This window comes from Ameyamaea chiangmaiensis, assembly GCF_013376175.1.
Lineage (GTDB): Bacteria > Pseudomonadota > Alphaproteobacteria > Acetobacterales > Acetobacteraceae > Ameyamaea > Ameyamaea chiangmaiensis.
Window position 1 is genome coordinate 1 of sequence record NZ_JABXXR010000034.1, and the last position, 22,738, is coordinate 22,738.

A 22,738-nucleotide genomic window follows, 5' to 3' on the forward strand; every position below is an offset into this window, starting at 1 on the left:
GGCACCGGCCGCAGCAGGGCGCGCAGCCGAACGCGCGTGCCGGGGGCCAGCATCGTCGTATCACCCGAGGCCAGACGGATCTGAAGGTGCCTGCGCAGCGGCGCCATGCCGACATCGATACCACTCTCGAACACCGGGTCCGCCAGGGTGATCCGGCGTGCGGTGACCGCGTCGTCGTGCCCGGGCAGGAGATCAATCGCGGCCACGCGGCCCGACACAACGACCGCGCGACGCGGCAGCGCCGGCATCGGCGGAGCCGAGCGCGTCGCCGACATCGACGCGCCAAACCCCAGTCCGAAGGCCAGAAGGAACGCGCCGAGCCAGCGCACCATTGGCCGGTTCGGCACCAGCATCGCCACACACCCGACCGCGCCGATCCCACACGGCAGCCACAGGCCCGGCTCGGCAGGCAGGGCAAAATATACGGCCGCGCCCAAGCCGACCCAGACCGGCCACCAGAGCGGCAGCCGGCGCTGTTCGGCCCCGAGCAGCGCTGCGACCATCACCCGTGCGTGGGATGTGGATGCGCGTCGCCGTCCGACGCCGGCGCCATGAACGCGGCAACATCCCGGGTCAGGGCGGCCCGGCTGTCCGGTCGGCTGTACAACATATGACCGCCCGCATAGAGGTACGCGCCCACCCGGTCGGCCCCGACAGGCAGGTGGGCGATCATCCAGCGCGTGCTCGCGAACGGGCACGACATGTCGAACAGACCGTTGGCGACGAACACATGCAGACCGGGATCGAGCGCCAGCAACTTGCGCAGCAGCGGGATCTGACGCGCCTCCAGCCCACCCTCACCGTCGCGGTAGTCCCACGCGCCGTTTACCTTGAGGTTCAGAAGGTCGTAGGTCAGGTCGGTCCTGAACCCCAGCGTGTCGGCCGCGTAACCCGCGAACGCCGCGCCATAGGCGCGACCATAGCCCCACAGGACGGGGTCGGGGCTGTCGGCGTTATCGACGCCCTCCGGATAGGGATCGGCGATCGACTGCGTCGCGTCATACGTGCTGTACAGACGTCCGTCGCGGCTGCGCACGTCATGCGCACTGACGTCGAGTACGCCGCGCAGCTTCGTCACCGTGGCGACCGGAAGCCCCGTCCGGCGCGCGATATCGGCATAGAACGCGCCCGCTTTCTCGCCGGTCGGGATCGACGCCGCGAGCGTCGACAGGTATGGGCCGAGCGCGAAGTCGTAACCCTCGTTGATCGACGCCGGGCTCAGCCGATGCTCGCGCTCAAGCTGCGCGTTGATCAGGCCAGGCAACGACAGCGCCGCACCCAGCGGATTGTCGGTCACGTCGAGCAACCCCATCTCGATAGCCGGCGAAATCATGACGATGCCGTCGGGGATCAGGCTCTGCTGGGTCTGAAGGGCCCACGCAACCTGCATCGACCGGATGCCGCCGTAACTCTCGCCCACCAGATAGTGCGGTGAGCCCGCGCGCCCATTCTGCGCGACCCACAACGCGATCGCCTTGGCGAAGGCCGCCGCGTCCTGTTTCACGCCGTAAAACGCCTTGGGCGCGGTCTTGTCATCAAGCGCGCGGCTGTATCCGGTGCCCACCGCGTCGAGAAACACCATGTCGGTCGCGCCGAGCCAGCTGTCCGGATTGTCACGCAGGCGCGCCCCGCCGCCGTCGGTCGGGTCGGCGGTGGGAAAGTCGAGCACGGCCGGCCCCGCCGCCCCCAGATTCAGGAACGCCGTTCCCGCGCCGGGCCCGCCGTTGAAGAAGAACGAGACCGGCCGTCGTCCGTCCGTGCCAAGGCACGATGCCCCGCCATGCCCGTCGATCGCGTCGCACCGGTAGGCGACGTAAAACATCTTGGCCGCGGGCTTCCCCGCCTCGTCCCGCAGGGTCAGCGTGCCGGCCTGCGCGGTGTAGGCGATATGGCGCCCATGCAGGACAAGCGTATGGTGCGTGATGCTGTCCGCCGGCAGAAGCGACGTCGGCGTGTCGGGTGTGGGCGCGGGTGCCGCCGGAACCGCTGGCGCTGGCGCTGCAGCCGCCATCGACGGCGATCCACACGGCGCGCACACCAGCGCGGCCGCACACAGGAAGCGAGCCAGGATCGTAGACGGTCGCGGCATGATGGACGGGGCACGCACGATAGGATCACCTCCAGCTGAGCGACACTTCAAAATCGCGCGACTGCGGGGCCTTCGATCACCCGTGGCACGCCGTCGACCGACCGCGAGGCCCCGATGGGCGAAAAGGGCTGCTTGACCGGTGGGCCCGGTACGCGCACGCTCGTGTAACGCCCTCTCGAAGGGTCAACAAGAACAATAAACTGTGGGAGCCGGCACCTTCATGCCACGTACGTCCCGTTTCAAATCGTCACTCCGCTGCGCCCTTCTGGCTTGTGCCGGGCTGTTGCCGTTGTCCGCCGCGCACGCGGCCGGCACGCTGACCATCGCGACCGTCAACAACGGCGACATGGTCATCATGCAGAAACTGTCGTCGGAATTCGAGAAACAGCATCCCGACATCCACCTGAAATGGGTGGTGCTGGAAGAGAACGTGCTGCGCCAGCGCGTCACCACCGACATCGCCACCAAGGCCGGCCAGTTCGATGTTCTGACCATCGGCAACTACGAAGTGCCGCTGTGGGCGAAACAGAAATGGCTCGCCCCCGTCAAGCCTGACGCCGCCTACGACGTTGACGACCTGCTGCCGACGGTACGCAAGGACCTGACGGTCGACGGCGCACTGTACGCGCTGCCGTTCTACGCCGAAAGCGACATGACGTATTACCGCAAGGACCTGTTCACCAAGGCCGGGATTACCATGCCCGCGCACCCGACCTATGCGCAGCTCGCGGAGTACGCCGACAAGATCACCGACAAGACGAACCAGGTCTATGGCATCTGCCTGCGCGGCAAGCCGGGCTGGGGCGAGAACATGGCGTTCCTGACCGCGACCGTGCATGCCTTTGGTGGCCAGTGGTTCGACGCGTCCTGGAAGCCGACACTCGATACGCCGGAGTGGAAAGCGGCCCTGACCTGGTATGTCGACGTGATGAAGAAGGACGGCCCTCCGGGCGCCGCCTCGAACGGCTTCAATGAGAATCTGGCCCTGTTCGCCAGCGGACATTGCGGGATCTGGGTGGATTCGACCGTGGCGGGCGGGCTGCTGTTCGATCCGAAGCAGTCGCAAGTCGCCGACAAGGTGGGCTTCACCGCGGCACCGAGCGGCACGTTCGCCAATGCGCCGAGCTGGCTGTGGATCTGGAGTCTGGCGATCCCGGCCTCGTCGAAAAACGTCGACGATGCGACGACCTTCATCACGTGGGCGACGTCCAAGGCCTATGTCGATCTGGTGGCCAAGTCCAATGGCTGGGTCGCCGCACCGGCGGGCACGCGAAACTCGACCTACGCGAACCCGGACTATCAGAAGGCCGCCCCGTTCGCGGGCTTCGTGCGTGACGCGATCGAACACTCCAACCCGGACGGTCAGACCAAGGCACCGCGGGCCTACACCGGCGCGCAGTTTGCCGACATTCCGCAGTTCCAGGCCATCGGAACGCAGGTCGGGCAGTCCGTTGCGGCGCTGCTGACCACCTCGCAAACCGTGGACTCGATGCTGTCGTCGTCCGACCGGGCAGTGACCCGCGTCATGCGTCAGTCCGGCCTTCTGCACTAAGGATCGTTGGGCATGAGCGCCTCCACCCTTGCCGCTCCTGCCCCGCCGCGCCAGTCCGCGCGGCGGCGGGGTACGCTGGCCCTCGTTGGCCCGTCGGTGCTGATCCTGGCGGCATGGGCGACCGTGCCATTGATCATGACGCTGTGGTATTCGTTCCAGAACTACAACCTCGTCGATCCGACCCAGCACGGTTTCGCAAAGTTCGACAATTACACCTACCTTCTGTCCGACCCTGATTTCTGGTCGTCCCTGGCCAACACGGCGTTTCTGGTCATCGGCGTTCTGGTCATCACGGTCGGCTTCGGAACGTTGCTCGCCGTTCTGTATGATCAGGCCTTTCCAGGACGTTCCATTGCGCGCGTGCTGGTGATCTCGCCGTTCTTCATCATGCCCACAGTGGCCGCGCTGCTGTGGAAGAACCTGATGCTGCATCCGATCTATGGTGTCTATTCCAACATGATGCGCATGGTGGGTCTGACGCCGATCGACTGGATGTCGCATTATCCGCTGTTCACCCTGACGCTGATCGTCTCATGGGAATGGTTGCCGTTCGCCGTGCTGATCCTGCTGACCGCCATCCAGTCCCTGGACGGCGAACAGAAAGAGGCCGCGCGCATGGACGGCGCGGGCCCGGTTGCCCGCTTCTTCTACATCATCATCCCGCATCTGCGCCGCGCGATTACCGTCGTGGTGATGATCGAGACGATCTTCCTGCTGACCGTGTTCGCCGAAATCACCGTCACCACCGCGGGCGGCCCCGGCGTCGCCACCACGAACCTGGCCTTCCTGATCTATTCGCGTGCGTTGCTGCAGTTCGACGTGGGCGGCGGGTCGGCGGGGGGCGTGATTGCCATCATCATCGCCAACATCGTTGCCGCCTTCCTTGTGCGCTCCGTCGCGCGCAATCTGGAGACCTGACATGACACCAGCACGCAAGGCCGCGCTGTCGCGCGCGGCGCTGACCATCATCGGTTGGGGTGTCGCGCTCTGGGTCTTCTTCCCCATCCTATGGATGGCGATGACGGGGTTCAAGAGCGAGATCGACGCGGTCTCCACGCCACCCAAATTCTTCTTCCACCCCACGCTGGCCAGCTATCATGAGGTCTTCGAGCGCGCGAATTACTGGCATTTTGCGATCAACTCGATCGTGATTTCCGTGCTGGGCACAATCGTGGCGTTGCTGTTCTCGGTTCCCTGCGCTTACGCCATGGCGTTTTCACCGACCAAGCGTACGCGCGGCACGCTGTTGTGGATGCTGTCGACCAAGATGCTGCCGCCCGTGGGCGTTCTGGTGCCGATCTACATCCTGGCGCGCAACGCCGGACTTCTGGACACGCGCACGGGGCTGGTCATCGTCTATGTCCTGATGAACCTGCCGATCACGGTGTGGATGCTGTTCACGTTTTTCAAGGAAGTCCCGCGCGAGATCCTGGAGGCTGGGCGCATGGATGGCGCGACCCGTCTGGGCGAGGTCTGGCATGTGCTGCTGCCGCTCAGCCTTCCCGGCGTCGCGTCGACCGCGCTTCTGTCGCTGATCCTGAGCTGGAACGAATCGTTCTGGTCACTTAACCTTACGTCCTCGAACGCGGCGCCGCTGCCGTCGTTCATCGCGTCCTTTTCATCTCCGGAAGGGCTGTTTTTCGGCAAACTGTCGGCCGCCTCCACACTGGCCGTGGCCCCGATCCTGGTCTTCGGCTGGCTGAGCCAGAAGCAGCTCGTCCGTGGCCTGACCTTCGGTGCCGTGAAATGAGCCGCCCCCGCCCGTCCGACAGGAAATCCGCCCATGGCTAACGTTACCCTTCAGAATGTCCGCAAGACCTATGCCGGCGGCAACGAGACGATCAAAGGCGTCAGCCTGACCGTCGAGAATCGCGAATTCGTTGTGTTCGTCGGCCCCTCGGGGTGCGGCAAGTCCACGCTGCTGCGCATGATCGCGGGACTGGAAGACATCACCTCAGGCGATCTGCTGATCGACGGGGTGCGCGCCAACGAACAGCAGCCCGCCGAACGCGGGCTGGCGATGGTGTTCCAGTCCTACGCGCTCTACCCGCACATGACGGTCGAGGACAACATGGGCTTCGCGCTCAAGCTGGCATCGGTCGCCAAGGACGAACGCCACAGCAAGGTGATGGACGCCGCCCGCATCCTTCAGCTCGAGCCATGGCTGAAGCACAAGCCCGGCCAACTGTCCGGCGGCCAGCGCCAGCGCGTGGCCATCGGGCGCGCCATCGTGCGCAACCCCAAGGTGTTTCTGTTCGACGAACCGCTGTCCAACCTCGACGCCGCGCTGCGCGGGCAGATGCGCGTCGAACTGACCAGCCTGCATCGCAAGCTGGGCGCCACGACGATCTACGTCACCCACGACCAGATCGAGGCCATGACCATGGCCGACAAGATCGTGGTCCTGCGCGCGGGCAACGTGGAGCAGGTCGGCGCCCCGCTGGAGCTTTATCACCGGCCGGCCAACCTGTTCGTCGCGGGTTTCATCGGAGCGCCGAAGATGAACCTGCTCGAGGCCCGCGTCCTTCAGGTGGCGGCGGACTCGGTGACGGTGTCGGCCCTCGGCCAGACCTTTGTCATCCCCGTCCGCCCCGACGGTGTGACTGCGGGTGATGGTGTCACCCTGGGCATTCGTCCCGAACACCTTCTGCATGTCTCCGAGGGCACGCTGGGCGGTGTCGTGACACTGTCCGAACGGCTGGGTTCGCTGACGATCCTGCACGTCAAATCCGACGATGGCACGATGCTGGTCGTCCAGACGGCTGGCAGCGACACCACGGACGTCGGCGCCCATGTCCGCCTGGCCCTGCCGACCGACAGCGCGCATCTTTTCCGCGCCGACGGGGACGCCCTGCCGCATGTGGCCCCGCGCCCGCTCGGCCCGTCGCACAGCGGCGGCGGCAGCGACATCCCGGCCGCGCAGACCGAACACTTCCACGCCTGACAACAGGCCTGACGGCGGGGCCCGCACCCCGGCCGTCAGGACAGGTCCGGCTCCCAGACCGATCGCGGCCTGTCGGCCAGTATCGTCTCGAACACAAACCGCGCCGATGGCGTCATGCGGGTGTCGTGTGCCCAGACGACACCCAGCGTCATGATCATCTCTCCGTGTGCCAGGGCTGCCTCCGGTGCCAGCGCGGTCCGGTGCGGTGATTCGCTCATCGAGGCAGGGGCGAATACCAGACCGTCGGTTGCGTCGGCGATATCGAGCGTGCCGATCGGCGAGTTGAATTCGACCACCTTGTCGGGCGCGCGCAGCCCCCGCGCGGCCAGCATAAGATCGAACCGCTCGCGCATCGCCATGCCACGGACCGGCAGCAGCCAGACACGGCTTTCATACAGGTGCCAGTGTTCGAGAACCTCCGAAAAGCGCCGATCCACGGGACCGTCCCGCACGATGCAGAATTCCGAACATAGCGACTCGTGCGCCAGTCTCGCGCGTCCCTCGATCTCCAGAAGGTCGATCAGGATCAGATCGAGACGATTGGTCTCAAGATCGTCCAGCAGATCGAGCCGCATGCCATAGTGGCACTTGAGCGTAAGATAAGGGTGCGTCTGTTTGATGGTCGCGCACCAGCGCGGCAGGAACGTGTGCAGGGCCGGCGCCTGAAAACCGATCGAGACCGTCCCGCGCAGGCTTTCTTCCAGGTGGGTCAGGTCCTCGTCCAGTGCGAGAAGCTCCGCGTCGATCCGACGACACGCGGTCACCACCCGCGCACAGAGATGCGTGGGCACCAGCACCCCACCCACACGGTCAAACAGCTGGGCACCGATAATCGTTTCGATTTCGATGCAACCCTTCGAGACAGCGGCGGTCGAAATACCCAGACGACGCGCGGTTTCACGCATGCTGCGCGTCGTATCGAGCACATCCAGCAGCGTCACATGTCGCAGCTTGAGCTGCCGCCTGAAATCGACGTGCCTGCGTGTCGCGCCCATGCCGTGCCCTCCCCCGTCACCGTGTCATCAACCATATGGTTGACGTTCCGCAACAAGATTTCCTTAGGCCATTCGTTTCGATCTGTTGATAATATAGGCACACCGCCCCGCGTCCCCCCACAAGAAAGCCGGGAACGGGGCATGTCGTCCGGATACATCCACGTTTTATAAAAGACGTTTTATAACCACACGACACCACCGACCGAACAGAAGGGAGTGCGCTTGATGGGACTGACGCCTCGGTCTTCCGTACGACGACGTCAGGCGACACGCCTGTCATGGCAGGGGCGCACGGCCGCCGCGGTCGTTCTGCCAGCCCTGCTGGGGTGTCCGTTGGACGCGACCGCCGCAGCCACCCCTCAGCCCCCCCACCGTGCATCGACCCCGCGTTCCGTCACGCCCGCCAGGCAGCGCGCGGCCACCCCCTCACGCCCCACACCCGTCGGCGAGGACATGACCGTCAATGCCGCACGGCGCGCCTTCCATTTCAGTGGGGCGCAACATGTTGCGGACTCCGCGACCCGCATCACGGCGGCCACACTGGCACGGCATAACGTCGTGGGCCTGACGGGCTTGCAGAACCTCGCACCCAACGTCACGATCCAGAGCCTGTTGGGCACGGCAAGCACGAACTTCTACATTCGCGGCATCGGCTTCAGCGATTACACGCAGAACAACACGTCGTCTGTCATGACCTATATCGATGGTGTTCCGTTTCCGCTGAGCACCATGGCCGCTGGCATGATGTTCGATATCGACACTGTCGATATCCAGCCCGGCGTGACCGGTACGACGCACGGACTTGCCGACACGGGCGGCGACGTCAATATCCATACCGCCGACCCAACACGCACGTGGCACGCCGGAGCGACACAAGACATCGCCAGCTATGCGCGCAGCCGCTCGGACGCCTATATTTCGGGTCCGCTAACCGACACGCTGTCCTTTCGCATCGCGGGCGAGACGATTCACGGGGGCGGCTGGCAGACAAGCCCGGCCAATCACACGTCGCTGGGCGACGCCGATTCCTGGGCACTGCGTGCCAAGCTGCGCTGGACGCCAACGGCACGCACGACGATCCAGCTGACCGGACACTGGCTGCAGGACGATTCCGGGGTGGTCGTCGGCAAGCCGGTGATCAATTTCCTGGCCTCGCAAAAGATTCCCACGCTGGGCTATCAGCAGGCGAACTGGGACCTTCGCCCGCAATTTGCACATCTGATCGGTCGTTCCGCCGACACGAAGCCCTCCGAACACAATACGTTCTGGGGCTTTGATCTGAATATGGCGCATGATTTCGGATTCGCTACCCTGCGCAGCATCAGCGCCTACGAGACGGAACGCGAAGGCGAATACACCGACCAGGACGGCACGACCTATGCCAGCGGCGACCAGTATCGCAACATCGTCGCCAACTCCTTCACACAGGAACTGAACCTGACCTCAAAAGATCATGGCCAACCGCTGCAATGGGTGGTGGGCATGACCTACAATCGCGTGCGCATGTCGCAACAGTTCTATTTCGACTTTACCGCCTATGTCCCGCTGCGCGGCTATCTGTCCGAAACGTCGTTCCGACAAAACCAGCAGACATTCAATCAGTATGCCCATGTGTCCTATCGCCTGCCGTATCATATTACACTGTTCGGTGGCATCAACCACGAAGCCGACGACCGGCAACTGTTGGGTCTACGCACCGTCCATTTCGGCATCAACGATCTGAATTTCACGAACGAGGGTGCCTCCGCCAACCAGTTTGCCGGCACACTGGGCATTCAATGGCAGGCACTGTCCAATCTCATGTTTTACTACAAGATGGCCAAAGGCTTCAAACCCGGCGGTTTTACCGGCAACAACACCGTAGTGCAGGCGCAGTTGACGCCCTTTGGACCCGAAACCGTCCTGTCGTACGAAGCCGGCTTCAAGAGCGATATCATCCCCAACGTATTCCGCCTCAACGCCGCGGCGTTCTATTACGACTACCACGGGCAGCAATATATCAGTTCGTATCTGGTGCCGAGTTATGGCCCGCTGGGCATGTTCGTCAATATTCCCAAGTCCGAGATCTGGGGCATTGAGTTCAGCGCCGCGATCCATCCGCTGCCGCATGTCTATGTGACGCAGAATTTCGGTTACGAACGGGGCAAATATCAGAAATTCATGGCGCTCAATTCGACCGCGACCAACGCCTATTATACGGCGCACGGCGTCTGGCAGGCGGTCTACACCGATTTCGGCGGCGTCGACTCCGGCATTCCCAAACTGACTCTCAACGGCACGGCGGATTACCGTTTCAACCCGTTGCGTCATTACGAACTGGAAACCGGGCTCGACTGGATGTACCGTGGGTCGCAGGCCCTTGTCGCCGGGGGCCTCGGCTCCTATCGCCTGCCCGCCTATTTCCTGATGGGGGCGCACATGACGTTTCATCCGCTCAGCGACCGCTGGTCCGCGACGATCTACGCGCAGAACCTTCTGAACCGGCAATATTTCGTGGCCGGAGGGCAGGCCACGACGACATACTTCTGGATCCCCGGTGCACCGCGCTTCATCGGGGGGCGACTGAGCGTGACATTCTGACCGCCATCCACACCCGTGCCGCCATGAGGACCACACCGATGCCCGATCAGATCCTGACCTTCGGACAAAGCCTGCGCGAACGCGTGATACCCGTCGCGATCAGCCGCAAGGTGCAGGCCGCGGCGGCCAGCGTCGGCAATTTCCTCGAATTCTACAATTTCATGGCGTATGCCTTTTTCGCGCCGATGATCGGGCAGGCCTTCTTTCCCGTGCATAATCCGCTGATGCAGTTGCTGGCGGCCCTGATCACGTTTGCCGCGGGTTTTGCGGCGCGGCCGGTGGGCGCCTTCGTCATGGGGCTGTATGCGACACGGGCCGGGGTCAGCAAGACCCTGATGGTGACGTTCCTGATGATGGCGGTAGGGTCCGCGCTGCTGGTCGTGACACCTACCTATGCCCAGATCGGGATCGCCGCCCCCGTCCTCATCCTCCTGTCCCGCCTGCTGCATGGCTTCTCCGATGGCGGCGAGGTCGGTCCAGCGACGGATTTCCTTTACGCACTGGGTGGCAAACACGACGCGGGTGCCTTCGCCTCCGCTCAGGCACTGACGCAATTCGCAGCCGGACTTGTCGCGGTTGCCGTCGGGTTTATCCTCTCGTCGGTTCTGACACATGACCAGCTCTACAGCTGGGGCTGGCGGGTGCCGTTCGTGCTCGGCCTTTCCATTGTGCCGGTCGGGCTGTTCTTTCGCCGCATCGCCATAACCGGCGTCCTGCCCCACCAGCAGCCCGCCGCCGGTCATCCGCAGGAACGGGTCTCGCCCGTCGTTGTCGCCATGGCCTTCGGCGTTATTCTGACCGGCACCGTCACCACTTATCTCCGCACGTTCGGCGCCAGCTATGCGATTTCGGTGCTGCATCTGTCGCCGGCGATCGGCATGGCCGCCATGGCGATCGGCCTTGCGGCGGGCATCGGCTCGATCATCGTCGGCATCGCACTCCATCGTCTCATGGCCCCACGCCGGGTCATCGTGGGCGCCTATGCTGCATATTGCCTTCTGATCCTTCCGGCATACTACTACTCCGTGCATGCCCCGGGTCTGGCCAGCCAGATCGTGCTCAATCTGGTTGCGAACATGCTGACCGGGCTTGTCTCGGCAACCAGCTACGATCTCATGCTGCGGGCCATCCCGGCCTCGCGCCGCACGTTCGTGTTCGGACTGATCTACTCCCTGGCGGTCTCCATCTTCGGTGGGGCGACACAACCTTTCGTCACCTGGCTCATCGCCGTCACCAGTGACCCGCTGGTGCCCGGCTATGTCGGGGCCTGCGTCGCACCGATCGCACCACTGGCCCTGCTGGTACTGCTGCACCGCGCAAAACAGCCCTCCCACTCCGACGACCACGCCGAGCCCTATCTTTCCGAGGCCTGAACCGCAGCCCCTTCATGAGGAACCCGATGTCCGCTTTCGATTTCATGACGCGCCACCGCGCCGAGTTCGATGCCATCCGCCATGACCTTCACGCCCACCCCGAACTAGGACTGGAGGAACACCGCACCGCCGGTATCGTCGCCGACAAGCTGACGGAGTGGGGGATCGAGGTGCATCGCGGCATCGGTCGGACCGGCGTGGTCGGCGTCCTGCGCTCCGGCAACGGGGCGGGCTCGATCGGGCTGCGCGCGGACATGGACGCCCTGCCGATGCAGGAGGACAACACGGTCAGCTATCGCAGCACCAAGCCGGGCCTGATGCATGCCTGTGGGCACGACGGCCACACGACGATGCTGCTGGCCGCCGCGCGCTATCTCGCGGAGACACGTTCGTTCGACGGCACGGTGAATTTCATTTTTCAACCCGGCGAGGAAGGTGTTGGCGGCGCGCTGGCCATGCTGGAGGACGGTCTGCTGGAGCGTTTTCCCTGCGACGCACTGTTCGGCATGCACAACCGCCCGGGACTACCGGTCGGACAGTTCGCCATCCGCCCGGGGGCGGCCATGGCGGGCGGGGCCTTTTTCGACATCACCATCAAGGGTAAGGGCGCGCACGGCGCTCGTCCCGAAGACAGCATTGATCCGGTGCTGGTCGCCGGTCACCTGATCACGGCCTTGCAGACAATCGTCTCCCGCAACCTCCCCCACTCGGACGTCGCCGTTCTCAGTATCACGAAGATGACCGGCGGTGACGCCTACAACATCATTCCCGACACCGCGACACTCGGCGGCACGGTGCGGTGCTTTGACTCCGCGATCATGACCCGCATCCGCGATCTGCTCGAACGGACGGCCACCAACATTGCCGAAGGGTTCGGCGCGCGCGCCAGCCTTGATTTCCGCCTGATCTTCGCGCCGACCGTGAACGACCCCGTGCACACCACGGCCTATGCCGACACGGCCGCCGAACTGGTGGGGGAGGCCAACGTCGATCGTCATGCCGAAGCCGTCATGGGATCGGAAGATTTCAGCTTCATGCTGGAGAAAACCCCCGGTGCGTATATCCTGGCCGGGGGTGGACAAGGGGCTGCCCCGCACCATCCGCGCTACAACTTCAACGACGAGACGACGCCCTATGGCGCAGCGCTCTATGCCCGGCTGGTCGAGCGCAGCCTTCCACGCATGGCCCACGACTAACCCCGTTCCCGGAGATCACCGACATGGACAATCAGGACACCATCTGGCCGTTCGTCGAGCGCAAGGCCGACCCGATGATCATGCTGAGTGACGCGGTCTGGGAGGTTCCGGAACTGAACTACGGCGAATTTACCTCCTGCGCCCTGCACAAGGACGCGCTCGCCGCGCAGGGTTTCCGCATCACCACGGACATTGCGGGCCTGCCGACCGCCGTAATGGGCGAAGCCGGCGAGGGTGGGCCCGTCATTGCGTTTCTGGGCGAGTATGACGCCCTGCCAGGCCTGAGCCAGGAAGCGGGAAAGACCAGTCACACACCTGTGCCGGGCGATGGGAACGGGCACGGATGCGGACATAACCTTCTGGGTTCGGCCGCCCTTCTGGCCGCCACGGCTGTCAAGGACTGGCTGGCGGAGACCGGCACGCCGGGCCGCGTGCGCTACTATGGCTGTCCCGCCGAAGAAGGCGGCGCGGGCAAGGGATTCATGGTCCGTGCCGGGGTGTTCAAAGATGTCGACATCGCGATCACGTGGCACCCGGCCCATTTCGCCGGTGTGTTCCCAGCCGCGTCGCTGGCCAACCAGCGCATCGACTTCACCTTCACCGGACGCGCCGCCCACGCGGCGGCCGCGCCCCATCTGGGACGCTCCGCGCTCGACGCGGCGGAGCTGATGAACATCGGCGTAAACTACATGCGCGAGCACATGTTGTCGTCCTCGCGCGTGCACTATGCCTATCAGGACGCGGGCGGTGTGGCGCCGAACGTGGTGCAGGCGCGCACCGTGATCCGCTATACCGTGCGTGCGACCGAACTGGACGAGATGCTGAAACTCGGCGTGCGCGTGCGCACGATTGCCGAAGGTGCCGCGCTGATGACCGAGACGAGCGTCACCAGCCAGGTGATCAGCGGCATGGCGAACCTGCTGGGCAACACCACGCTGGAGATGGCGATGCAGGCCAATTTCGAGCGTCTCGGCCCCCCGCAGTTCGACGAGGCCGATCGCGCCTTCGCCCGCCAGATCCAGGCAACGTTGACCCCGGACGAAATAGCCTCGCCCTACAAGGCGGCCAATCTGCCGGTCGATATGGACAAGCCGCTCTGCGATGCGATCCTGGCCTACCGGGCCGACAATTTTCGCTCCATGATGGGTTCGACCGATGTCGGCGATGTCAGCTGGGTGGTGCCCACCGTGCAGGCGTTCGGCGCGACCTGCGCGATCGGCACGCCGTTCCATTCGTGGCAACTGACGGCACAGGGCAAGGCGCCCCTGGCGCATAAGGGCATGGTCCATGTCGCCAAGGTGATGGCCGGCACGGCCATCGACGTGCTGAAGGACGAAACCCTTCTCGCCCGCGCCAAACGCGAACACGCGGACAAGATCGCGGCCTGCCCCTACATCAGCCCGATCCCCGACGATGTCGATCCCCCGCTGGTCCCGATGCCCGGCCGCGCTGCCTGACCCGTCGCGACAGGACCAACCCAGACGGAGCCTGCCCATGTCCGCCCTGCCCGCGCTGATGCAGCGCGCCGACGACTTCGCCTCCCTTCGACGCGACATCCATGCGCACCCTGAACTGGGACTTGTCGAACACCGGACCGCGGCACTCGTGGCCGAACAGCTCGCCTCCTGGGGGATCGACGTGCACGCCGGGGTTGGAGGGACGGGCGTCGTCGGCGTGCTGCGCGCCGGGAACGGCAGCGGCAGCATCGGGCTGCGCGCGGACATGGACGCGTTGCCGATCCATGAAGCCTCCGGCGCGGCCTGGAGCAGCACGACGCCGGGCCTGATGCATGCGTGCGGGCACGACGGCCATACGACGATGCTGCTGGCCGCCGCCCATCATCTGGCGCAGACGCGTGCGTTCAACGGCACCGTCACGTTCATCTTCCAGCCGGGCGAGGAAGGGTGCGGCGGTGCGCTCGCCATGCTGCGCGACGGCCTATTCGACCGGTTTCCCTGCGACACGATCTACGGTCTTCATAACCAGCCGGGCATGGCCGTGGGCCAGTATCGCATGACGCCCGGACCGGCGATGGCCGGGGGCGGCTTTTTCGACGTGACGCTGACGGGACGCGGCGCCCACGCAGCGCGGCCCGAAGCGGGCATCGACCCCGTGCCTGCCGTCTGCCAGGTGGTGTCCGCCCTGCAGTCCATCGTCTCGCGCAGCATCGCGCCAGACGATCCGGTTGTCGTGAGCATCACCAAACTCGGCGCCGGGAACGCCCACAACGTGATCCCGCAAACCGCCTCGTTCGGGGGCACGTTTCGCTGCATGAAACGCGAAACACTCGCTCTCGTGCGGGCGCGTCTGGAAGAGATGACGTGCCGTATCGCCGAAGGCTTCGGCACCACGGCAAGCGTCACTTTTGGCGAAATGTTCGCACCACTGGTCAATACACCCGCCCTGAGCGCGTTCGCGGCCGACGCGGCGTCCGCCATCGTCGGCGCCGGCGCGGTGGATGCGGACGCACCCCCCGTGATGGGATCGGAAGATTTCGCCTTCATGCTCGAACAGGTGCCCGGGGCCTTCATCCGTGTCGGCAATGGCGACAGCGCCGGCCTGCATCACCCGGCCTATGATTTCAACGACGCCGCCACGCCCTATGGCTCGGCTCTTCTGGTCGAGCTGGTGGAACGCTCGCTGCCGCGCGGCACGATCGCCGCATGAACACGATCACCGACTGGACCGCGACAGCCCTGCGCGATGCCCTGCATGCCCGTCAGGTTTCGGCCCGCGAGGTCATGGAAGCCTATCTCGACCGGATCGATCGTGTGAATCCGGCCCTGAACGCGATCGTCTCCCGTGTGCCGCGCGATGGTCTTCTGCGCGCGGCCGATCAGTGCGATGCGGACGCGGCGCGCGGCGCGTTTCGCGGTCCGCTGCACGGGTTTCCCATCGCGATCAAGGATCTAGCCCCCACGCAGGGCATTCCCACCACGATGGGCGCCGCCGCACTGGCACACCAGATTCCCGCCGAGGACGGGCTGGCCGTGGCCCGCGTGCGCGGGGCAGGCGCGATTGTCACCGGCAAGACCAACGTGCCCGAGTTCGGGCTTGGGTCGCACACCACCAACCCCGTCTTCGGACCGACGCGCAACCCCTATGACCTCGGCCGGTCCGCCGGCGGCAGCAGCGGCGGCGCGGCCGTGGCCCTGGCGGCACGGATGGCTCCCTTGGCCGATGGCAGCGACTTCGGCGGTTCGCTGCGCAATCCCGCTGGCTGGAACAACGTGTTCGGCTTTCGACCCACCAGCGGACGCGTACCGAAACTGCCGTCGCCAGACGTGTTTTTTTCACAGATGGGGTATGAGGGCCCGATGGCGCGCACGGTGCCCGATCTGGCGTTGCTGCTCAGCGTTCAGGCCGGCTACGACCCGCGCGCGCCGCTCTCCCTGCGGGATGACCCGGCCAGTTTCTTCGCCCCCCTGGACCGCGACATCGGAGGAATCCGGATCGGGTGGCTGGGCACCATGGGCGGCCTGCCGATGGAAGAGGGGGTGTTGTCGGTGTGCGAGGCGGCGCTCGCGACGTTCACGTCGCTAGGCGCCCATGTCGAACCGGTGACGTTTCCCCTCCCACGGGACGAGATCTGGGAGACGTGGCTGGGGATCCGCCACTGGTCGGTCGGAAACGGTCTGCGCGCACTCTATGACAATCCGGACACCCGCCGCACGCTGTCACCGCAGTCGGTGTGGGAGATCGAAGGCAGCCTGTCCCAGACGGGTCAGGACCTTTATCGCGCCACGGTGGGGCGCACCCGGGTCGCGCATGCATTTCTGACCCTGTTCGAACAGGTGGATTACCTTGCACTGCCGACCGCACAGCTTTTCCCGTTCGACGTCGGGCTGGCATGGCCGACAGACATCGCCGGGACGGCTCTCGACACCTATCATCGCTGGATGGAGGCCACGTTTGCCGTCTCCCTCAGCGGTTGCCCCGCGCTTGCCGTACCGGCTGGCTTCGGTGGAGCGCATCGTCTGCCTATGGGCCTGCAACTGATTGCGCCGCACCATGCCGATCTGGCAGTGCTGAGGCTGGCGCAGGCTTACGAGCAGGCGTCGCCGTGGATCGGACAGACACGCCCGCCCGATCCGTAGAGGCACGTCAGACGACGGGCGTCAGAAAGACAACGTTGGATGCACCACCTTCCACGAGTGTGGTGATCGCCGCGTTGAACGCCTTCCCGTGCTCCATGCCGATATGGGTCTGGAAAGCGGCTTCATCGCGATACGTTTCCTCGACATGGAACGACGCAGGGTCGTCAGACAGGCGATAGACGACAAAGCGCAGATTACCGGGCTCGGCCTGCACCTGAGGCGTTAGGACGCGCAGAAGTTCGGCCACAGCCTCCTCCTGACCGGGGAGAGCGCGCATGGTGGCGTAGAGGGCTTTTTCCATAGTCAACGTGTCCTGTGTTCGAGGCGGGTCTATACCCGGGATGGGCACCCTAGCCGATCAGCCCAGTTCACGCACGGCAGAGGCAAAGCTGGGCGCCAGCGGTACGAGCGGCGCGAGCGTCGACTGCCAGGCGTGATACAGATCCGACTTGTCCGGATAGATCACGGCCGATGGCTGGTTGTCGGCATCGACTTCCTGTATCCAGCCGCCACGACGACGATCGATCATGTGCAGGTCGATGTAATTCCAAAGCGTCCGGTACCATGTTTCATAGCGTGGGTGCCCGGTGCGTTTCAGCAGGGCCGCGGCCGCGATCAGTGTCTCGGCCTGGCACCAGTGCGGACGGTTTTCCACGACCGGCACGAGATTTTCGTCAACCGTGTACAGCACCCCCGGCGTGCCATTTCGCGCCCAGCCGGCGGAGATGCCGCTGTCGAACAGGCCGATGCTGTCCTCCAGCAACCACGAGGGCGCACTTCCTTCCGTCCGCAACAACGCCGCTTCGAGCTGCAGCAGAAGATGCGACCATTCCAGGAAATGCCCCGGCGTCATCCCATAAGGCCGAAGCGGGTGCGTCGGCTCGTCACGATTGTAGTCCGCAAGGCATGTCCATGAACGGTCGTAATGTTCATGAAGCTTATATTCGGAGGCCCGCGCATACGTGTGAATGAAGCGTTCGACCACGCGCAGGGCGCGACGGCGCCAGACGGCATCGCCGGTCACGTCGGCCAGCGCCATGCACGCTTCGACCGAGTGCATGTTCGAATTGGCGCCGCGATAGTCCTCCTCATCGGACCAGTCCGCGTCGAAGCTTTCCCGAAACACGCCCTCGCTTTCGCTCCAGAACCGGGCGGCCCATACGTTAGCGGCTCGTTCCAGAAGCTGGTCGGCCGCGGGAACGGCTGCCACGACCGCCGAGGATGCCGCAAGCGCGATGAACGCATGGAGATAGTTCTGTTTTCGCGCCTGCTCTCCAGACGGTTTCCCGTCTGTGAGGCCACCGAACCAGCCCCCGTTGCGGGCATCCTGCAGCGTGTTGAGCAAGGCGTAGACACCATGCTCGGCCAGCGGCAGGCACCCTGGAAGACCGCGCAGGCCGGCAATCGCGTAGACATGGGTCATGCGGGCCGTCAGCGTCGTGTCGGGCTGCGCGTCCGGGGGCTGCCGGCCATCATGGTCCAGGGGGCCGAATCCGGTCGTCAGCCGCGACGCCTTGGAAAAATCCAGAAGCCGCAGACCCTGATGATCCAGCCACCGGAGATGCGCCGGGGCGCGCAGCCAGCTGGCCTCGGTCAGCATCAGCGATGGCAGTGACTCAGGCATTGACGACCTTCCCGCCGTTCACATGCAGCGTCTGGCCGGTCACGAAGCTGGAATCGACCGACGCGAGATAGACATAGGCCGGCCCCAGTTCCCATGGCTCGCCACAGCGGCCCATCGGTGTGTCCTTGCCCAGATCGGCCACTGCCTGCTGATCGACCAGACCCCAGCTCGCCGGTTGCAGGGGCGTCCAGACAGGCCCGGGGGCGACGGCATTCACCCGGATCCCCTTGTCTGCAAGCTGCAGGGCGAGCGAGCGGGTAAAGCCCATTTCGGCTGCCTTGGTCGTGCTGTAGGCCACCAGCGCGTCGTTTCCGGCGAATGCGTTGATCGAGGAGGTGCAGATAATCGCCGCACCCTGCTTCAGAAATTTGAGGGCCGCACGCGTGATGTAGAAATATCCGTTGATGTTCACGTCCATATGATGCTGCCAGACCTCATCGGTGATGTCGGTCAGGTCGAAACTGACATACTGAACGCCGGCATTGTTGACCACGACATCCAGACCACCCAGCGTCTCGACGGTTTGGGCCACCGCGTCGTTGCAGAACTGGCTCGACGCCACAGTGCCGGACAGCGCGAGACCCTTTCGTCCCTCCGCCTCGATCAGGCGCACGGTCTCCTGCGCGTCATCATGATCATCGAGATAGATGATGGCGACATCAGCACCCTCCCGTGCGAAGTGCAGCGCGGCGGCGCGCCCGATCCCGCTGTCACCGCCCGTCACCAGCGCCTTCTTGCCCGCGAGCTTGCCACTTCCCTTATACTCGGGACGGATATGCACGGCGGCGGGTCGCATCGCGGACTCGACACCGGGTTGATGGGACTGCGCCTGGGGGGGGATTTCAAGAGACATGCGAACACTCCGCCGATACTGGTGTGGTAGGTCATGTCTCATAGCGGGCGACCACGCGCAGGGTTCCCAGGTCCGCCGCTTGCCGATCGCCCCATGCCTTGCGCCGCACGTGCAGCAGGCGCAGACAACAGCCTTTCCATTGCACGGAGGATTCCCATGAGCGCCCCCGAAGGCCGCCTGACCCCGGACGACCTGCCCGAGACGGTCGACGCACTTCTGGCCGATGAGCCGGACGCCATCGCGAACATGGCCAACATCGCCGCCGTCCTGTTCGAGGCCCTTCCGGACATCAACTGGGCGGGCTTCTACATCCTGCGTGGCGACACACTGGTTCTCGGCCCGTTTCAGGGCCGTCTGGCCTGCACCCGCATTCCGGTGGGTCGCGGTGTGTGCGGGACCGCCGCCGGACAATGCCAGACCCTCGTGGTCGACGACGTGCATGCTTTTCCGGGCCACATCGCCTGCGACGCCGCATCGGCGTCCGAGATCGTCGTACCGATCATGGTCGGGGGCAGCGTTTTCGGCGTTCTGGATATCGACAGCCCGTCCCGCAGCCGCTTCTCGGCTGACGACCGTCAGATGCTGGAGGGCATCGTCCGGTCTTTGGCGGCACGCCTGGCAACCGCTGCGTCACACGCCTGACGCACCCGTTCGTGACGCCCAAGGCTGCCACCCGCACGGCTCCGTCGCGTTACGTGCGGACGACACACGATCGCGAACAGGAAGGAACCCATGGCCAGGACACTGAAGACGGGTGATGCCGTCATCTGGAAAAGCCCCGGTGGAGACGCCAAGGGACACGTGGTGAAGACCATTACCTCTCCCACGACGATCAAGAGGCACAAGGTCGCCGCATCGCCAGATAATCCCGAGGTGATCGTCGAGACGGAAAGCGGCAAGCGCGCCGCGCATAAGCCGAACGCGCTTCGCCGGTCTTCACCGAAAAAACCCTGATCCCTGTCGTCCTTTTTTACGAAGACCACCCCGGGAGACCGCATTCTGCCGGGTGAACGGGTCCGTCGACTTTACCATTGGCGACGAACGAAACAGCCGGGTCGTGTACTGCGACGGAATTCTTTCATATCACGGAAAGACCGACTGTCGCCGCCTACCACCGGCGATGCACCCAAAGCCACGCGCCCGGTCGCTCCCGGACCCGTTCCGCGAGCCGCTCGTCCATCGTAGGGCCAGTCGAGCGGATACGCTCTCCCACTCTTCGATCTCCCAGCACTGACCGGCATGAGCGGAGGTGAAGGAGGCCAGATGTAGGAAGTTCGCTGACGTTCCTGCCCGGATTTGTCCAGACGTCCCGGGTCGCCTGCCGGCGTGCCTTTGCGTTCAGTTCAGGAAGGGCATGACTCAGGTTCTGATCCGCCGTTCGGGTATCGGGGCGTTTCATCCCTGCGGTGCGCATCCGCCACCCGCCGACGTCGGGCGAACGCCGGGGTGAAGAGCAGCCATTCGGAAGCGCCGAAATCGGACTCGGCCCTGCCATCCTCGGACTTTACGGACGACATGCCCTGCTACAAAAACGGCCCGGAGTGACCGGGCCGTTTTCTTCGTCACGAGGCAACGAGGTCAGAAGCTGTTGTCGTCGAAGCCGCCGCCGTCGAAGCCGCCGCCATCGAAACCGCCGCCGCCGTCACCGAACGAATTGGCATCGAAGCCCTGATCGACACCGCCACCACCGCCGGCGAACGGATCGCCACCGCCGGCGGCATCGCCATAGTTGTTGTTGATGATCGTCTCGCCCGGGGCACCGCCCCACCCGCCTGCGTCATGATGGCCACTGAACAGACCCTCGATCGCGTTGGCCGCCATCATGCCACCGGCGACACCGGCCGCCGTGGTCAGAGCAGAGCCAAGAAAACCCGAGCCGCGTTGCGGGAACATGCCGCCGTTCATGCCCTGCGGATAGGTCGGTTGCGGCGGCGGGGCCGCGTATTGCGGCTGCTGACCCCAGCCCGGAGGCGGGCTCTGCGTCTGCGCGCGCTGGCCGCCGCCGAACAGGCCGCCCAAAAAGCCGCCGCCACCAGCGCCACGGGGCTGCTGCTGGGACTGCTGAAGGGCGGTCTGGGCCTGCTGCAACTGCCATTCCAGCTGCTTGATACGGTTCTGAGCGGCGGCCAGGGCGGCTTCCTGCACGACCGCCATCTGGGTGATCCGGTACCGGGCCTCGGGATAGCGCTGGAAGTTCTCGCCGATGAACCGGTCGGCCTCGGGGTCGATCGGCGGCAGGCTCGGCGCGGTGGCGGGCACGCTGCCGAAACCGCCCGGCTGCGGTGCACCGCTGGCGCGGGCCACGAAATTGGCGATCAGGTCGCGTTCCTCGTTGTTCATCCCTGGGCTCCATGTCCGGCTATGGGAGCCCAAGATGTGGCGCGGGCCGCGCCATTGCGCAAGCCCCCGCCCCTCAGAACCGACGGGTGCCGATCCAGTCCGCCAGACCCGGCGGCAGCGCGACGTCCGCGGGCATTTCCGGTGCGGCCCGTGGTGTCCCGAACGTCAGCGAGACCGGCAGTTCGCCCGCCCAGACCGGCACGTCGGCCTCATCCCCGTCGCCGGGTGGGCCGGAGCGGACCTTCGCGCTGGCTTCGTCGATGGCCATGCCCAGCACCGCCGTGGCCTTGAGTTCCTGCGCCGTCATCGGGCGCAGCGTCTCCCATCGTCCGGGGAACAGGCCCTCGACCATGTCGCGCAGATGCTCGGTCTTGGCCGCGTCGTCCTCGACGACAAAGGCGCGCCCGAACACCATGGCCGAGCGGAAATTCACCGAATGATTGAACGCCGACCGCGCCATGACATAACCGTCGAGCATCGCGACCGTAAGGCACACCTGCGTCCCCTGCGCCTGCCGTAGAAAACGGCTGGCCGATGACCCGTGCCAGTACACATGATTACCGACGCGCCAGTGCAGCGTCGGCGTCACGTAGGCCTGGCCGTCGATCACATAGCCGACGTGGCACATCGGCGCGGTGTCCAGCAGCGCATAGACGTCCGCGTGCTCGTGCGAGCCGCGCTGATGGGCCCGGCGCAGACGCGACCGCCCGGTGACCGGAAACGCGTCGGACAAAACAGCGGAAGGGGTTGGGTCGGACATGGTCGGCAGCTCCTTGATCACCCACACAGCATCGTGGTCATCCGGTCTTGCCTGAACGTCCACTTGTGCAAATCCGGCCAGTCCAGTTTGATGCCCTTATGAGCGACGCCCCCGTCACCTGGATCAAGCTTGACCGCGCCGCCGGCGATCTGGAAGGCCAGATCAGCCGCGCGGTGCGCGAACGCATCCTGCAGGGACAACTCGTGCCCGGACAGCGCCTCGGCTCCACGCGCGGGCTGGCGCAGGCGCTTGGCGTGGCGCGGTCCACGGTTGTGCTGGCCTACGATCATCTGCGCGCCGAAGGTTTCCTCGACACCGCACCCGGCGCGCCGACG

Annotated in this window: 20 protein-coding genes and 1 pseudogene; 13 read left to right on the top strand and 8 right to left on the bottom strand. The window is 65.0% G+C overall.

Annotated features, from left to right (window positions below):
• Together HUK82_RS06710 and HUK82_RS06715 are read right to left on the bottom strand one after the other, a co-directional pair.
• Window positions 1-503: pseudogene (locus HUK82_RS06710) on the bottom strand (DUF4131 domain-containing protein); the annotation flags it as partial.
• Window positions 503-2,107 (bottom strand): S10 family peptidase, encoded by a 1,605-nt coding sequence (locus HUK82_RS06715; protein ID WP_264802241.1) that lies wholly within the window; start codon window positions 2,105-2,107, stop codon window positions 503-505. The gene HUK82_RS06715 and the pseudogene HUK82_RS06710, both read right to left, overlap by 1 nt.
• 202 nt (window positions 2,108-2,309) lie before the next feature.
• On the opposite strand from HUK82_RS06715, the gene HUK82_RS06720 reads away from it, so the two are divergent.
• Genes HUK82_RS06720 through HUK82_RS06735 form a run of 4 tightly spaced genes read left to right on the top strand, consistent with a single transcriptional unit; the run spans window position 2,310 to window position 6,585 of the window.
• Window positions 2,310-3,641, top strand: a complete 1,332-nt coding sequence (locus HUK82_RS06720) for an ABC transporter substrate-binding protein (RefSeq protein ID WP_176613229.1) — start codon at window positions 2,310-2,312, stop codon at window positions 3,639-3,641.
• A 12-nt stretch (window positions 3,642-3,653) separates the two neighbouring features.
• On the top strand, window positions 3,654-4,559 hold the full coding sequence (locus tag HUK82_RS06725; protein WP_176613230.1) for a carbohydrate ABC transporter permease: 906 nt from the start codon (window positions 3,654-3,656) through the stop codon (window positions 4,557-4,559).
• Window position 4,560: 1 nt separating this feature from the next.
• Window positions 4,561-5,391, top strand: a complete 831-nt coding sequence (locus HUK82_RS06730; protein ID WP_176613231.1) for a carbohydrate ABC transporter permease — start codon at window positions 4,561-4,563, stop codon at window positions 5,389-5,391.
• Between the two features lie 33 nt (window positions 5,392-5,424).
• On the top strand, window positions 5,425-6,585 hold the full coding sequence (locus tag HUK82_RS06735) for an ABC transporter ATP-binding protein (RefSeq protein ID WP_176613232.1): 1,161 nt from the start codon (window positions 5,425-5,427) through the stop codon (window positions 6,583-6,585).
• Window positions 6,586-6,620: 35 nt separating this feature from the next.
• On the opposite strand, the gene HUK82_RS06740 is transcribed toward HUK82_RS06735, so the two are convergent.
• Window positions 6,621-7,580, bottom strand: a complete 960-nt coding sequence (locus HUK82_RS06740) for a LysR family transcriptional regulator (protein WP_176613233.1) — start codon at window positions 7,578-7,580, stop codon at window positions 6,621-6,623.
• A 225-nt stretch (window positions 7,581-7,805) separates the two neighbouring features.
• On the opposite strand from HUK82_RS06740, the gene HUK82_RS06745 reads away from it, so the two are divergent.
• The 6 genes from HUK82_RS06745 to HUK82_RS06770 are packed head-to-tail and all read left to right on the top strand — an operon-like array spanning window position 7,806 to window position 16,826.
• The gene (locus HUK82_RS06745; RefSeq protein ID WP_176613234.1) at window positions 7,806-10,160 is read left to right on the top strand and encodes a TonB-dependent receptor; all 2,355 of its coding nucleotides are present in this window, start codon (window positions 7,806-7,808) and stop codon (window positions 10,158-10,160) included.
• Window positions 10,161-10,198: 38 nt separating this feature from the next.
• Window positions 10,199-11,533: an MFS transporter gene (locus HUK82_RS06750; RefSeq protein ID WP_176613235.1), complete on the top strand. Its 1,335-nt coding sequence runs from the start codon at window positions 10,199-10,201 to the stop codon at window positions 11,531-11,533.
• Between the two features lie 26 nt (window positions 11,534-11,559).
• On the top strand, window positions 11,560-12,729 hold the full coding sequence (locus tag HUK82_RS06755) for a M20 aminoacylase family protein (protein ID WP_176613236.1): 1,170 nt from the start codon (window positions 11,560-11,562) through the stop codon (window positions 12,727-12,729).
• A 23-nt stretch (window positions 12,730-12,752) separates the two neighbouring features.
• Window positions 12,753-14,186, top strand: a complete 1,434-nt coding sequence (locus HUK82_RS06760; RefSeq protein WP_176613237.1) for an amidohydrolase — start codon at window positions 12,753-12,755, stop codon at window positions 14,184-14,186.
• A gap of 37 nt (window positions 14,187-14,223) precedes the next feature.
• The gene (locus HUK82_RS06765; protein WP_176613238.1) at window positions 14,224-15,396 is read left to right on the top strand and encodes an amidohydrolase; all 1,173 of its coding nucleotides are present in this window, start codon (window positions 14,224-14,226) and stop codon (window positions 15,394-15,396) included.
• The gene (locus tag HUK82_RS06770) at window positions 15,393-16,826 is read left to right on the top strand and encodes an amidase (protein ID WP_176613239.1); all 1,434 of its coding nucleotides are present in this window, start codon (window positions 15,393-15,395) and stop codon (window positions 16,824-16,826) included. Before HUK82_RS06765 ends, HUK82_RS06770 begins: the two co-directional genes overlap by 4 nt.
• 7 nt (window positions 16,827-16,833) lie before the next feature.
• On the opposite strand, the gene HUK82_RS06775 is transcribed toward HUK82_RS06770, so the two are convergent.
• The 3 genes from HUK82_RS06775 to HUK82_RS06785 are packed head-to-tail and all read right to left on the bottom strand — an operon-like array spanning window position 16,834 to window position 19,303.
• Window positions 16,834-17,127: a putative quinol monooxygenase gene (locus HUK82_RS06775; protein WP_176613240.1), complete on the bottom strand. Its 294-nt coding sequence runs from the start codon at window positions 17,125-17,127 to the stop codon at window positions 16,834-16,836.
• A 57-nt stretch (window positions 17,128-17,184) separates the two neighbouring features.
• Window positions 17,185-18,450, bottom strand: coding sequence for an AGE family epimerase/isomerase (locus HUK82_RS06780; protein ID WP_176613241.1), 1,266 nt, complete (start codon window positions 18,448-18,450; stop codon window positions 17,185-17,187).
• Window positions 18,443-19,303: an SDR family oxidoreductase gene (locus HUK82_RS06785; RefSeq protein ID WP_176613242.1), complete on the bottom strand. Its 861-nt coding sequence runs from the start codon at window positions 19,301-19,303 to the stop codon at window positions 18,443-18,445. Before HUK82_RS06785 ends, HUK82_RS06780 begins: the two co-directional genes overlap by 8 nt.
• Window positions 19,304-19,459: 156 nt before the next feature.
• Here HUK82_RS06785 and HUK82_RS06790 point away from each other — a divergent pair, with 156 nt between their 5' ends.
• Window positions 19,460-19,945, top strand: a complete 486-nt coding sequence (locus tag HUK82_RS06790; RefSeq protein ID WP_176613243.1) for a GAF domain-containing protein — start codon at window positions 19,460-19,462, stop codon at window positions 19,943-19,945.
• A 90-nt stretch (window positions 19,946-20,035) separates the two neighbouring features.
• Window positions 20,036-20,257 carry a hypervirulence associated TUDOR domain-containing protein gene (locus HUK82_RS06795; protein WP_176613244.1) on the top strand — a complete coding sequence of 74 codons (222 nt, stop codon included), beginning with the start codon at window positions 20,036-20,038 and terminating at the stop codon, window positions 20,255-20,257.
• 624 nt (window positions 20,258-20,881) lie between these two features.
• Here the strand turns inward: HUK82_RS06795 and HUK82_RS06800 are convergent.
• Both HUK82_RS06800 and HUK82_RS06805 read right to left on the bottom strand, forming a co-directional pair.
• The gene (locus tag HUK82_RS06800; RefSeq protein WP_176613245.1) at window positions 20,882-21,643 is read right to left on the bottom strand and encodes a DUF2076 domain-containing protein; all 762 of its coding nucleotides are present in this window, start codon (window positions 21,641-21,643) and stop codon (window positions 20,882-20,884) included.
• 73 nt (window positions 21,644-21,716) lie between these two features.
• Entirely contained in the window at window positions 21,717-22,403 is a 687-nt protein-coding gene (locus HUK82_RS06805; protein WP_176613246.1) for a pyridoxamine 5'-phosphate oxidase family protein, read from the bottom strand.
• A 98-nt stretch (window positions 22,404-22,501) separates the two neighbouring features.
• Between HUK82_RS06805 and HUK82_RS06810 the strand changes: the two genes are divergently transcribed.
• Window positions 22,502-22,738: GntR family transcriptional regulator (locus HUK82_RS06810; RefSeq protein WP_176613247.1), on the top strand; the 237-nt coding region annotated here is incomplete at its 3' end.

Coding starts and splice junctions, on each gene's coding strand:
- HUK82_RS06720 (WP_176613229.1), top strand. CDS start 2,310: ATGCCACGTACGTCCCGTTTCAAATCGTCACTCCGCTGCGCCCTTCTG.
- HUK82_RS06725 (WP_176613230.1), top strand. CDS start 3,654: ATGAGCGCCTCCACCCTTGCCGCTCCTGCCCCGCCGCGCCAGTCCGCG.
- HUK82_RS06730 (WP_176613231.1), top strand. CDS start 4,561: ATGACACCAGCACGCAAGGCCGCGCTGTCGCGCGCGGCGCTGACCATC.
- HUK82_RS06735 (WP_176613232.1), top strand. CDS start 5,425: ATGGCTAACGTTACCCTTCAGAATGTCCGCAAGACCTATGCCGGCGGC.
- HUK82_RS06740 (WP_176613233.1), bottom strand. CDS start 7,580: ATGGGCGCGACACGCAGGCACGTCGATTTCAGGCGGCAGCTCAAGCTG.
- HUK82_RS06745 (WP_176613234.1), top strand. CDS start 7,806: ATGGGACTGACGCCTCGGTCTTCCGTACGACGACGTCAGGCGACACGC.
- HUK82_RS06750 (WP_176613235.1), top strand. CDS start 10,199: ATGCCCGATCAGATCCTGACCTTCGGACAAAGCCTGCGCGAACGCGTG.
- HUK82_RS06755 (WP_176613236.1), top strand. CDS start 11,560: ATGTCCGCTTTCGATTTCATGACGCGCCACCGCGCCGAGTTCGATGCC.
- HUK82_RS06760 (WP_176613237.1), top strand. CDS start 12,753: ATGGACAATCAGGACACCATCTGGCCGTTCGTCGAGCGCAAGGCCGAC.
- HUK82_RS06765 (WP_176613238.1), top strand. CDS start 14,224: ATGTCCGCCCTGCCCGCGCTGATGCAGCGCGCCGACGACTTCGCCTCC.
- HUK82_RS06770 (WP_176613239.1), top strand. CDS start 15,393: ATGAACACGATCACCGACTGGACCGCGACAGCCCTGCGCGATGCCCTG.
- HUK82_RS06775 (WP_176613240.1), bottom strand. CDS start 17,127: ATGGAAAAAGCCCTCTACGCCACCATGCGCGCTCTCCCCGGTCAGGAG.
- HUK82_RS06780 (WP_176613241.1), bottom strand. CDS start 18,450: ATGCCTGAGTCACTGCCATCGCTGATGCTGACCGAGGCCAGCTGGCTG.
- HUK82_RS06785 (WP_176613242.1), bottom strand. CDS start 19,303: ATGTCTCTTGAAATCCCCCCCCAGGCGCAGTCCCATCAACCCGGTGTC.
- HUK82_RS06790 (WP_176613243.1), top strand. CDS start 19,460: ATGAGCGCCCCCGAAGGCCGCCTGACCCCGGACGACCTGCCCGAGACG.
- HUK82_RS06795 (WP_176613244.1), top strand. CDS start 20,036: ATGGCCAGGACACTGAAGACGGGTGATGCCGTCATCTGGAAAAGCCCC.
- HUK82_RS06800 (WP_176613245.1), bottom strand. CDS start 21,643: ATGAACAACGAGGAACGCGACCTGATCGCCAATTTCGTGGCCCGCGCC.
- HUK82_RS06805 (WP_176613246.1), bottom strand. CDS start 22,403: ATGTCCGACCCAACCCCTTCCGCTGTTTTGTCCGACGCGTTTCCGGTC.